This is a genomic window from Candidatus Roseilinea sp. NK_OTU-006 (genome assembly GCF_012931985.1).
Taxonomy (GTDB): Bacteria; Chloroflexota; Anaerolineae; order J036; family Brachytrichaceae; genus JAAFGM01.
Genome location: NZ_JAAFGM010000036.1, coordinates 16,232 through 28,865 on the forward strand (window position 1 = coordinate 16,232; position 12,634 = coordinate 28,865).

Genomic DNA, 12,634 nt, shown 5'->3' on the forward strand with positions numbered 1-12,634 from the left:
CGCTGTGAGTTTTGGGTTGGCTTTCTGGAGGTATGGATGGGTTGGGTGGATTGGATCCCGCGAGGGCGCATGGCGGCATTGGCAGCCACCTTTACGCTTCTGACTGCATGTGGGGGCGGCTCGCCAACAACGCTGGTGCCGTCACGCTGGCGCCGGTCACGCTGGCGCCGTTGACGCTTCCCCCTGAGCTGGCCGGCCTCGACCTATGCGCCGCAATCCCCCCGGCTGCGTTGGAAGCCGTGTTGGGGCGCAAGCTGGTCAGCGCGCCGGCCCGGTTTGAATATCCCGACGCGCCCGGCAGCGCCGGCTGTCAATACGACGCCGGGCAGGATTCGCAAGGCAACGCGCTATTTGCCTACGTCGCCCTCGCTGCACCCGATACGTATGACCGACAACCACGCTACCAGGATCAATCGGTTAGCGGGATTGGGGATGCCGCCTACTTCAACAACGGCGCCGACGCGCGTCAACTGTGGGTCAGGCTGGACAAAGTGGCGCTGGTGGTCGCTATTGGCGGTGTGCCCAACGAGACCGGCCTGAAACAACTCGCCGTCTTACTGGTGGATGCCATCCGCGCCGGCGAGCACTGACATGCCATTTCGTCATCAACCCGTTCAACTGGAGACGTTCATCGTGCGCATCTGGCGCGAGGCCAGTGGATCCGCATGGCGCGGCAAGATCATTCATTTACCCGACCGCGCCACGCGGGACTTTGGCACGCTGGCGCAGGCCGGCGCATTCATCGCGCTCTATGCGCCGGGTGTCGATCAGTCAGTCGAGGCATTCACAGACAGCGAGGGCACAGCGGACTCCGTCCACGATGATGCTTCTGGCGACCCGACTGAATGAGAACCTGTAAATGAGACTCTGTATCTGTTTTATCCGAAACAATTCCCTGGTCACGCAGGGGGGAAGCATTCAGGGTCTCTTTGTGGGCTTCGTTTCTTTGTGGTTCGGTCAAAACCGACAGCGCCGGGCCATGCGTCTGGATGATTGCACAAGAGGAATGTGATATGGAACGACCGAAGCAAACACACAACGGCAGCACAGGACACCTTGTCACACGTGGGATCATCGCGCTGGCGATGCTGATCAGCGCGATGGCGAGTCCTTCGCTCAACCATCGGGCGACTGCCGCCAGCAACGGGCCGGTGACGCCGCGCGCGTTCTTCCCGATCGTGATGAACCACTACCCGCTGATCAATCGCTATGGGTTGGGCTACGCCACGGCGACCGACCGCACGCTGATCCGCTGGTTCTGGTCGCCGGCCAGCGAGCCGGCCTTCCGCGTGTATCGTCGCGCCGGCAGCGCGCCTGAAGTGTTGGTGGCCACCGTCGTCTCGGTGACCAATCCATCGCAGGCAATCAACATCCTGAATACGACGGAGCCGCGCTATCCCAACCTGTACACGCGCATCATCTCCGACTATGCCGCGCTGGGCATCACCAATATCCCTTCGCTGTTGGGGGTGCTGCGGGCGAACAAGCTGGGCGCGCAACAACTGGCCAACGACTACTACCCGGTGGCGTTGGTGATCGGCTGGGGGTATCTGGACACGGCCATTACCCCCGGCACGGTGTACACCTATCGCGTGGAAGCGGCGCTGGGCAGCGAGATCACCCCGCTGGGCAGTGTGTCGCTGCGAGCCGGCCAATTGACGCCGCTCGATGCGCCAACCAATCTGACCGCCCTGGATCTGGGCGACACCAGCGCGCACGTGCGCCCCAAAGACGGCGACTGGGGCACGGCGCAACAGAACCGGCGCTTCCACCAGACAACCTACCTGCGCTGGAACATCGCGCCGCCCACCAGTACCGCCTCGATCAACGGCGCGTGGGTCGCCGGCTACGACATCTACCGCGCCCCGATCACCGCGCCGACCGCGCTGGCACAGGTCAACGGCGTCAAGCCGGTGCAGCCGCTCACCGTCACGATCCCGCTCTCCGACACGCCGCCGACCACGACCACGTTGGCCTACGAAAAGGTGAGTTACTACTACGCCGACGCCGCGCCGGCTGTGGGGGAATGGGTATATCGCGTCGCGCCACGCGACTTGCTGGGGCAGGTGCGGCAATGGCCGGCCGACGCGGCCCAGTTCAGCGCGCCGCTCACCGCCCGCGCGCGCGACTTTTACCCGCCGGAGCCGCCGCGCAACGTCACCGCCACCCTCACGGCCACCCTCCCGCTTTCGACTGTGGTGGTGTCGTGGGACATCACGCCCACTGCCGATCTGAGCGGCTTTGTGGTGTATCGCTCGTTCAGCATCTCGGTCACGCAGCAGGCCGGCTGCGCCGACGAAAACGTGTGCTGGCGCGCCGTGTTCACCGGCACCGCCTCGGTGCGCGCGTGGAACGACCCCGACACCACGCTGGAGCGCGTGCGCTGGTATCGCGTGCAGGCGTTCGATCAGGACGGCAACCGCAGCGGTTTCAGCGCGCCGGCCCAGGCCGTGATCCATGACTTGACGCCACCCGGCCCGCCTACTGTGACCGTGCACTCGTGCGACGCCTTTGGCAGGCCGCAGGACGGCTACTGCATCAACGCAACATCGCCCAGCACCGACACGACACGCTACCGCATCGCCTGCCGCTTTGCCCCCGGCGGCGAGTTGTTGCCAATGGCCGAGATCACCAGCGTGAACAACTTCAAGCTGGAAAGCGTGTACCGCCCGCCGCTGCCCTTGCAGAGCGTCAGTTGCGAAATGCGCGCCGCCGACGCGCACGGCAACCTGAGCGACCCTGCGCCGTTCAGCGTGCCGTGGATGATCCCCATCCGCCCGCCCGTTGCGCCAACGCCGATCATCACCAGCATCGACACGGCGCTGGGCGGCGTGAACGGCTACAGCGCCCGGCTGCTGTGGGATGCGAGCGAGGCCGGCGGGGTCACCGGCTTTCGCATCAGCCGCGAGGCCATTCTGCAGCCCGATGGCACAGCCGGCGGCGTGGACGTGTTCGATGTCTCCAATCCCGCCGCGCGCATTTACACCGACACCACCATTGATCCGCAAACTGTGTATGTGTACACCGTCACTGCGCTGACGTCGCCTGGCTTCCCCTTCAACGGCGTCACGGCGTCGTCATCGCCGCGCACGTTCAAGGCAGTGGTCAACGGGCAACGCCCGATCACCGAAGTGGGTTGGGTGGGCCTGACGTGGCAGGCCGGCCAGGGCGCATCTCTGCACTGGGACTCGGTGGATACCCCCCCGCGCGCGTGGGCGGTCTTCCGCAGCGTGCATCGCGACAGCGACTACATCCAGCTTACGCCGATTGTGATGAGCGGGCCGGTGTATCAGGACGCCGCCGCGCAGCACGATCGCTACTGGTATGTGGCAGTTGAATTCAACCCACGCACCGGCGAGCCGATCCGCTACACGCGCCCGCGCAGCGCCGCATACGGCGAATCGCCGATGCTTGTCCAGACAACAGACGACGATAGCCAATCGCCAATTGCCAGTCCGCTATCGTCACTCCTCAGACAATCCCAAATCCAAAATCCCAAATCCCAAACCCAAAATGTCGCCACCTGTTCCCCCGTTTCATTCAGCCCCGGCGAGCCGTTGCGCTTTGGCGAGGGGTTCGAGGTGGTCTCGGTCACGCTGACCGTCAGCAACCCAGCCGGCCTGATCGGCTTTGGGTATCTGCGCCTGACGCCGCCGGGTAATGTGATCTACTGGCCGGTCAATTTCGGCAGCGTCGCCAACCCTGTGACGGTGGGCGACGCGCAGAACCACGTCTGCACCGGCCAGCTCGACGTGATGCTCATACCCACGCCGGTGCAGTATCCGGGTGGTCTGAACTACCAAGTGCGCCAGATCAGCGCCAAACCCTGGTTCAGCCAGCCGAATGCCAACACCGGCGAGGTATGGATTGAGCTGCCAGACACGCTGCGGCTGGCCGGCAACAGCGGCACAGAGAGCGACTGGTGGCCGTATCTCAGCGTGCAACTGCGCGGGGATCTGTCCTTCAGCATGACCTCGCCGCTGCCGCCCTCGATGCAGAACTGCGCCGCGCCGTTCTTCTCGTTCAATCTGGAGACGCTGCCGGCCTCGGTCGTGCCGCTGGGCACGCTGACGATGGATCAATACGGCATCACGGCCACCGAGAGCTGTCTGCGTTATCTGGATCGCTACACCGGCATCCCCACACCGCGCGCATCCGCGCTGGCCGACAGCAACGAGGGCTACCTGCGCGGGGGGTACACCGGCGGGAGTGTGAGCGTCGAAGCCGACGGCCTACGCGGGTACTTCACCACCACCAGCCTGCTGGGGTGGACGGCCAGCTACCCATTCGGGTTCCAGCTCAGCGCCGCCGGCGGAGCGATAGGCATCAGCGGCACGCGCATCGTGTCGGGCCAACTGGGCGGCGGCAGCGCCACAATCGGCTATCACACCGGCATCACCACAGCGTCGCCGGTCGTGTTGAACGGCAACTTCATCAGCCTGACGCTCGACCCCGGCGGGGCGGCCTACGGCGTGTGGAACACCGGGGAGGATGTGGCGTGGTTGCAGAACGGCTTTCGCCTGTTCGCCGGCGATTGGGAGTTGTACCTGGGACGCCTGACCAGCGCCGGCCGGCCGCATCTGGAGATGTGGGCCACGCGACCCGGCGATACGCGCGATGTAGGGCTGGCGCAGCCGGCTGAGATCGAGGCCGGGCTGAACCGCCGGCTCGCCAATACCCAGCTCTTCTACAGCAATTGCAGCGGCCCCTCGGCCACTTTCAACGCGGCGGTGAACACCTACGCGCGCCGGGGCGGGCTGAGCCAGCGCCAGAAGGCCAAACTCCTCGCGCCTGTGCCGATGCCCATTCACGGCTACGACGCCAGCCTCGACAACATGGAGCTGGAATGGCTGGATAACTTCGTGTTCGACCGCAACGCCACCGCCGATCTGCGCCTGCCGTTCCCGCCCAGCGTGACATTGCGGCTGGTCAACCTGTGGTTCAACCAGAACACCGGCTGCATCGACGGCGGCACGGTTCCGCCCGGCCAGGCCGGCAAAACGCTGCGCTACTGGGAATTAGGCGCGCGCTTCCGCAGCGCCGAGTTTCGCGCCCAACCCTCCGGCTGGACGCAGCAAGGCCCGTATCACGACGCCATGTTGTGGGCGCAGACGGCCATCAGCCTGCCGCACGTCAGCCCGCCGGGCGCGACGCAGCCGGCAGCGGTCAACGTGGACCTCTCGTTCTACCCGAACGGCGATTTCTACTCGGCCACCCTGCTGTACGACCGGGCCGACTTCACCTTCGACGGCTTTCCGTTCCTGATCGAGGGCTTCCAGTTGAACAACACGGCGCGCTGGGATCCATGGGTGTTCCCCGTCTTTTATCCGGGTGGCGCAGGGCCAATCTGGGAGCCGGCGGCGAACACAACCGCGCCGCCCACGAACAACTGGAACCAGCGCGGCTTCGTGGAGTTGAAGGGCGCATTGATCGCGCCGTACTTCGGGCCGCTGAAGGGGCCGGCCGGCCGGCCACGCCCCAACCTGTTCGTGCTGGGTTGGGATAACTACGTCGGCTTCAGCGACACGGTGCGCGCCGAGAAGGTGTGGGTAGACCTGAACGTGGTCAAGCTGGTGTGGGACTACGACCGGCTGGTGTACGCGCAGCATCCCGCCAGCGGGCGCGGCATGTTCGCCGGCTTCGAGAATTACAAGCTGGTGCCGGATGGGGTGATCCCGCCGCTGCCGGGCGAGGCGCAGGTGCTGAACCTCGACACCGGCGTGGTGATCGAGCCGGACCGGCTGGGGGTGTATCTGGGACAGGCAGCCGGCATTGCGCTGTATCGCGCGCTGGCCGAGCAGACCGCCCTGCCTTTGGGATCGCCGCCCTCCGCCCCCACGCTGACGGCCTGGGGCGGCAAGCTGGCGCTGCTGAACGTGACCAGCTACACCCAGTTACTCAACAACGTGTGGAGCCTGTACGGCGCGCGCACGTACCTCGACACGGTGGCCGTGCTGAACGATTACGAGGACGCGCCGGCCACCAGCCTGCCCGACACAGAACAGTTCGGCGGGGGCAGCATGGGGCAGATGAATAGCTGGGGCCTGTTCTTCCGCCGGCTGCGCGGGCTGGTGGAGATGACGGGCAGCGGGCCGGCGGCGCAGTTCGAGCGTTTCCAGCTAAGCCTGTTGTTCCGCTGGCAGCCGGACGGCGACAAGCACCCGCGCCTGCTGGCCGAACGCATCAGCCTGGAGATCAACCGGCACGGCGACTTCATCCTGATCGGCAAGAACATCCAGAGCACGATGGTGGAAGACTTCATCAAACGCATGGATGTCTCGTTCCGTATCAACCCCATCCTGCCGCAGTTCGAGGGCGGCTTCACCGGCTACGAGCTGCTCTCCAAAGCCAACCCGCGCATCGACCTGTTGACGGTGGTGGTGGGCGTGGGGGCCGAGGTGAATTACATCGGCGGCGAGTTCGAGGGCGTGGCCGACACCAACCCCGGCGGCAGCAAGATTCGCCTGGGCGGCAGCCTGCTGGTCGGCGTCATCAAGCCGAACAGCCCGGTGCTGCAAACGCACTTCAAGGATTTGATGAGCAAGCTGTCGGAGATACCGGGCAGCGGCAATCAAACCTTCACCGGCTTCTACCTGCGCGCGCACGGCCAGGTGCCCGTGTACGGGGTGAACTGCCTGTTGCAGGTAACGGTGGGGGCCGAGGTGGCCGGCTGGTACTGGTCGATCGACAACGGCCAGGGCGACGCCTGGGGCGGCAAGTTGCGCGGCTACGCCTTCGGCAGTTTCATCTGCCTGGTCAGCATTCGCGGCGATATCACGCTGCAATACTGGCAACAGACGTTCAGCGGCCAGACCGTGCGCAAGTTCGAGGGCACGGGCTGGGTGGCCGGCGGGCTGGGCTTCTGCGACGCCGACGGCTGGAAGAGCTGGGAGACGCGCTGGTGGGATCAGCCGTTCTGCTGGACGGCCGGCGCGTATCTGCAAATCCGCTACGACGAGGGCACCGCCAACGACGGCTGGAAAGTGAGCTATTCGGTGGAACTGGAGTAGGAGCGACCTTACCCCTAACCCCCTCTCTTTCGAGGAGAGGGGGCCGGGGGAGAGGTCTCTTCGGTGGACTATACTTCCGGCAAGGAGCGCCGGCCCGATGTGGCCTGGGACATGCCAGCGCAGGACACGCCGGCTGCCCCCGCCGCGCCGTGGTGGGACAGCCTTCGCCGAATTGCCGGCGGCGCGTGGCGACGTGATCGTGGCGAACATCAGCAACTTCAACACAGTGGCGGCCGGCAAGAACATCGCCCTCAACCTCGGCGCGCCGACGCCGGACGACCGGCAGGTGGGTGATCGCTGCGGGCCTGACCGCGCTGGCCGATAGCATCGCCGGCGACGGGCCGCAGGCGCAAATCGCCCGGCTGCAACTCAAGCTGCTGCAAGGCGAGCTGACCCGCGCCGACGAAGGGGTGAAGCCGGACAGCGCAACCATCATCGAAGCCGCCGGCTGGCTGCTGGACAATGCGCCGCAGGCGGCCGGGGCATTGCGCGCCCTGTTTGCCCTGCCGGCCGTGGGGCGCGTGATGAGCAAAGCCGGCGCTGCCGCCCTGCTGTGGGTGCGGCAGCGCTTTGGAGCATGAATGGCTGACCAACCGCCTGCCTCCGCTGCGCCGCCCCCCGCCCCCTCCACTCCCCCACCGCCCGACAAGAACCCGCTCAAGCGCCTCGCGCAATTGATCCGCGACGCGCGCAGCGGCGGCGATGTGATTGCCGCCAACGTCGAGAACTCGCAGGATGTCACCGTCGGCAAGAACATTCTGAAGATTCGCATCGGCGCGCTGGTGGTGCCGGCTACGCCGGTGCTGATCGGCGTGATCGTGTTCATCGCGCTGGCGGCGGTGGCCAGCTACATCGCCTTCGTGCCGGCGCGCATGCCGACCAGCGACTTCGCGCCTTACTTCAACGTGGTGGTGGCCGAGTTCGGCCAGCTCGACGCGCAGGCTTCGCCGGCCGGGCAGGATCTCAGCGACGCGGTGTATCGCGCCCTGCGCGACGAGTTCTCCACTTACTCGGAGCTGAAGGATCTGTTCAACCCGCTGGCGTGGCACGGCGGCCCCGGCCTCGACAAGCGAGCCAGCATCGGGCGCGTGTCGAACATCACCGAGGCAAAGGCGCTGGCCGAAAGTCTGGGCGCGAATGTCGTGGTGTTCGGCAATTTCGGCGCGCAGGGGCCGGCCGGCAGCTTCACGCCAGAGTTCTACATCGCGCCCATCCGCAACGTAGCCGATGATCTGGTAGGCGCGCACCGCCTGGGCGCGCCGATTCAACGGGCAGGGCTGGGCTTGAAAGCCGAGTTGATCGCGCGGCAGAAGCTGATGGCCAAGTTCACACTGGGCCTGATGTACGACCTGAACAGGCTGCCGGATCGCGCGCTGGACGTGCTGACCACGGATGCGGACCTGGCGCGCTGGCCCGACGATCCCAGCAAAGCCGTGCTGCTTCTCTTCATCGGCCGGCAGCACCTGTACTTGAGGCAACCCGACGATGCCCAGCGCGCATTTGAGGAAGCATTGCGCCGTGACCCCGCTTACCTGCGCGCGCATCTTGGCCTGGGCGACGCCCACTATCAACGAGTGGCCATGCTGCCGGCCGATCAACGCCTCGACAGCCCAGAGTTGGATCAGGCCATCGGCGAGTATCAATTCGTGTTCGAGCGCGCCCCGCAGGCTGTGGACGCGCCTCTGCTGGCATTGAGCGCGCGCTTGAGCCTGGGCTATGGCCGGGCTTTGAAAGGCGGGGCGCTCTATCAGCGCGATCATCTGGAGCCGGCAGAGACGGCGCTGCTGGCGGCGGTAGATTTGCTCAACGGCGCGCTGGATTCACTGGCCGGGCAGTACCGCCGGCTCGGTCAGGCCTACGAGGTGATTGGCCGGTCGTACATTCAACTGGCCGACATCGCCGACGTGCGCGGCGACGCGGCCGAGGGCAAGCGGCGGTATGACGCAGCCAGATCGGCGCTCCAAAGCTGCCAGGCGCAAGGCGAACAAGGCCGGGGCCTCACCGACGAATTCCTCGTCAACAACATCATTCGCGCAGTCTGCCTGCCCAATCTCGACACCGTCAATCAGGGCATTCTCGCTCTGGCCCGATGTCCCCGAGTCTGAAGCCCTTGCCAATTTGCGCCGTCACTTGTATCTCCTGCGCAATATTCTGCCTGCTGAAATTCAAAGTCTGCTTCTTGTCTTGCCGCAGAGCATATGTTGGCAAAATTCTCCTTTGTGCTGGGTAGATGTAAGCGAATTCGAACAGGCGGGGGCAAGCCTCGAGGCGCTCGAGCGGGCCGTGGCATTGTATCGTGGCGATCTGGCGTTGGGAGTCTATAACGATGACTTTTTGATTGCTCGCCGGGAAGCTCTGCGCAATCGTTACCTGAATCTTCTCAAGACATTAGCAAAGGGTTATTTTGAACGCGGGGAATTCGCCCGCGCTCTCGAATGGGCGCGCCGCCTGATTGCCCTGGAACCCTGGGACGAAGAAGCGGTGCGCCTGGTGATGACCCTTGAATTCCAAACCGGCAACCGCGCGGCTGCTCTGGCCACCTACCAAAACCTGGCGCGCGATTTGGAACGTGAATTGGACGCCCAGCCCATGCCAGAGACAATGGCGCTCTACAGCGACATTCTGCACAACCGGCTGGCGCGCCCGCCCCTGTCGCAAAAAGCCGCCGCGCCGCCTTTTGTCAGCCGCAAAGCGGAGCTGGAGCATCTCTCCACTTTGTTCCGCAGCCTGATCCATGGGCAAGGGCGGGTCGTTTTCATCTCTGGCCTGGCGGGAGTCGGCAAGACGGCGCTCCTGCAAGAAGCTCTGCGTCGCCTGTCCGAAGATTTGGGAGAAGCCGCGCCGCGCGTCTTGTGGGGAACCTGGTCACCACCGCTGCGCGATTCTCCGCCGCGGCCTTACGCAGCCTGGGCGCAAATTCTCAACGCCGCCGCGCCCCTGCTGGCGCGCAGCGAGCAGATTTCTCCCGAATGGCTGAACCGCCTCCTACCGCTCGTCCCCGACCTGGCGCTGCTCAAGCACGGCCTGCTCGGCCATTCGCAGCCCAACGCCGATGAACTGCGCGCCGCCTTGCGACAAGCATTTCATGCCCTGGCGCTGGCCCGTCCTCTCATCCTGGTTCTCGAAGACGCGCATTGGGCCGATGACGCCTCGCTGGAAACGCTGCAAGCACTGAGCGAAACCTCTCTGGCGCTCCCCCTGCTGATGCTTGTCACGCACCGCCTGGATGACCTGCCCCTGCCGCTCGTGCAACTCAAACGCACGCTGCGCCAGCAGCGCGCCCTGGTTGAACTGCCGCTTCAGACCTTCACCCCCGATGAAGCGCGGTTGTTTCTGAAGACCCTGCTGCGCGAAGAAACCCTGCCGCCCGCGCTCTACGAAGAATTGATCCGCTATGCGAATGGTTTGCCACTACTGCTGCGCGAAGCCGCCGAAATCATCCATCACGCGCGCGGGAGACGCCCGACCTGGCTCACCCTGAGCGATGCAATTGCCCTGCGCCTGGAAGAGTTGAGCCGCACCGCGCGCGAGATGCTCGAAGCCGCGGCAGTATTGGGCTTTTCGTTTTCCAGCCGCGAATTGCAAGCCGTGCTGGGTTGGCCGGAATCCGCCTTTACCGCCACGCTCGATAACCTATCAGCCAACCGCTTCCTGACCGAAGTCTCGCTGCCCGGCGCGCCGGACTATGCCTTTCCTCATCAGTTGATTCACGAAATTCTCCTCAAAACGATTCCCCCCGCGCGCGCCGTTCAGCTCCACCGGCGGGCTGCCCTTGCCCTGCAGCAGGTTCACGCCGACGAGAGCGGATTTGCCGGGCAGATTGCGGCGCATTACGAGGCCGGCGGTTTGCCTCTGCCCGCGGCGCGCTTCTGGCTAGAGCACGCTCGCGAAAACACCGACCTGGCGGCATTCGAACCGGCGCTGCAATCCATCGAACGCGCCGAATCTCTGCTGGGAAACGACTCATCCCTTGAAGATCGTGAAGTGCAGGCGCAGGCCGTTCTGCAGCGCGGCGTCATTGCCTACCATCGCGGTCAAGAGTCAGAGGCCTTGTCGCTCTTGCAAGAAGCCCTGCGCCTTGCGAGCGACTTTCCGCCCGTCCGCGCCCATGCCCTCTCTCGCCGGGCTTATGTGCTCTACGCCAGCGACCGCTACGCCGAAGCCTGGCAATCTGCTGACGAATCGCTCATGCTTGCCCGCGCCCTGGCCGATTCCCGGGCTGTCGCCCGCGCCCTCAACATTCGCGGCATGGCTGCCCTGATGTTGGGGCGTACCCAGGAAGCCATTCGTGATCTTCGCGAGGCGCTCTCGATAGAGGCGGGCCACGCTGCGCCCTCCGTGCAAACGGTGCAGAGCCTCAATTACTTGGGGACGGCGCTGGTCTTTGTCCAAGATTATGCGGGCGCGGGCGAAGCCCTCGTCAAAACGGTGGAACTGGCGCGGCGCGGCGGCCTGCGCCGCGTGGAATCCGCCGCGCTGACCATGCAAGGACAGATGGCGCTCAATTGCGGACGGTATGCCCAGGCCATCGAAACCTACCGCCAGGCAATCGAGGTGGCTGGGGATTCACACCTGCCCGGCCTGTGGGGCAAATTTGCCGGGCGCGGCGCAGCGTATCTGCGCATGGGATGGCTGCGCGAGGCTCAATCCGATTTCGAGCGCGGGCTGGAGGTTGCCCGCCAGGTGGAAAGCCGCTACGGACAGTTGCTCATGCGGGGCTATCTGGCGTTCACAGCCCTGGCTGCCAGCCGTGCCCCTGCCGATTCGCTCCCCGCTCCGGAGGATGCTGCTGCCGCGCAGGATTTACATGCGGTTGTTCTGCTCGCCGCGCTGTTCCGCGCCCGGCTGCGGCGGCTGATAGGGGATTGGGAAGAGTCGGATGCGGCGCACCGCCGCGCCATTCAGGCGGCGCAAGCCAGCGGCGTTCCACAATTCCTACAAACCGCACAGCTGGAATGGCTCTACACCCAGGCGCAGCGCGGCGTGACAGAGCGGAAACTGTGGGAGACTCTCAGCCGTCAGGCGGGAGGTGCCGGCGAGGTGCCCCAGCAGGCATTGGCAAAACTCACGCTGGCGGCAATGTGGCGTTCTGAAAACCGTCCCGCCGAAGCGTTGACCGCCGCCAGAGCAGCCCTCATCCTGGCGCGCGCCTGTCCTGATGTGATTCTCACTGGCGAAGCGCTCCTCCTGCTTTGGCAATTGCATCAGATGCTCAACCAGCCTCAGCCTGCCCACACCTGCCGCGACCAATTGCTCGCATTGGCTCAAACCGCATTCGTCCCCTTCCAACTCGCGGTGGATAGCCGCTCTGCAGCTTCCACGCGGGATGTCATCCTCCGTCATTCGTAGCGCGACATTCACGTAACGCGAGATAAATCTCGCACCACATTCCGCACCCCCTCCCCCGATTCCAAAATTCAGCCTGAGGACGTTTTGAGAACGCTCCTTTGCTCAGTTGAAAACCTTCAGACACAAGCGATGAGCGTTGTAAACGACTGACTTGACGCGGCCTTCACGGTTTTGGCAGGCCGGCTTAACCGAGCGAACCGCATCACCGAATTTGCGTAGTGGACGGTTTCGTTCTTCCAACGCTGACCGAACAAGCCGTCCAGACGCGCATGCGA

Annotated in this window: 7 protein-coding genes; all 7 read left to right on the forward strand. The window is 64.9% G+C overall.

Going from position 1 to position 12,634, the window contains the following annotated elements; genetic code table 11:
- Nucleotides 1-107 precede the first annotated feature (107 nt).
- The 7 genes from GXH28_RS13870 to GXH28_RS13900 all read left to right on the forward strand — a co-directional run bounded on the left by GXH28_RS13870 (nt 108) and on the right by GXH28_RS13900 (nt 12,359).
- On the forward strand, nt 108-590 hold the full coding sequence (locus tag GXH28_RS13870; RefSeq protein ID WP_169239626.1) for a hypothetical protein: 483 nt from the start codon (nt 108-110) through the stop codon (nt 588-590).
- A gap of 1 nt (nt 591) precedes the next feature.
- Nucleotides 592-849, forward strand: a complete 258-nt coding sequence (locus GXH28_RS13875) for a hypothetical protein (protein WP_169239627.1) — start codon at nt 592-594, stop codon at nt 847-849.
- Between the two features lie 164 nt (nt 850-1,013).
- A complete protein-coding gene (locus GXH28_RS13880; protein ID WP_169239628.1) occupies nt 1,014-7,010 on the forward strand; it encodes a fibronectin type III domain-containing protein in 5,997 nt (1,998 codons plus the stop codon).
- Between the two features lie 97 nt (nt 7,011-7,107).
- Entirely contained in the window at nt 7,108-7,335 is a 228-nt protein-coding gene (locus GXH28_RS13885) for a hypothetical protein (protein ID WP_169239629.1), read from the forward strand.
- Nucleotides 7,301-7,591 carry a hypothetical protein gene (locus tag GXH28_RS13890; protein ID WP_169239630.1) on the forward strand — a complete coding sequence of 97 codons (291 nt, stop codon included), beginning with the start codon at nt 7,301-7,303 and terminating at the stop codon, nt 7,589-7,591. The genes GXH28_RS13885 and GXH28_RS13890 overlap by 35 nt, the downstream gene beginning before the upstream one ends.
- Nucleotides 7,592-9,115: a tetratricopeptide repeat protein gene (locus tag GXH28_RS13895; protein WP_169239631.1), complete on the forward strand. Its 1,524-nt coding sequence runs from the start codon at nt 7,592-7,594 to the stop codon at nt 9,113-9,115.
- A 25-nt stretch (nt 9,116-9,140) separates the two neighbouring features.
- Nucleotides 9,141-12,359: an ATP-binding protein gene (locus tag GXH28_RS13900; protein WP_169239632.1), complete on the forward strand. Its 3,219-nt coding sequence runs from the start codon at nt 9,141-9,143 to the stop codon at nt 12,357-12,359.
- The last annotated feature ends 275 nt before the right edge of the window (nt 12,360-12,634 follow it).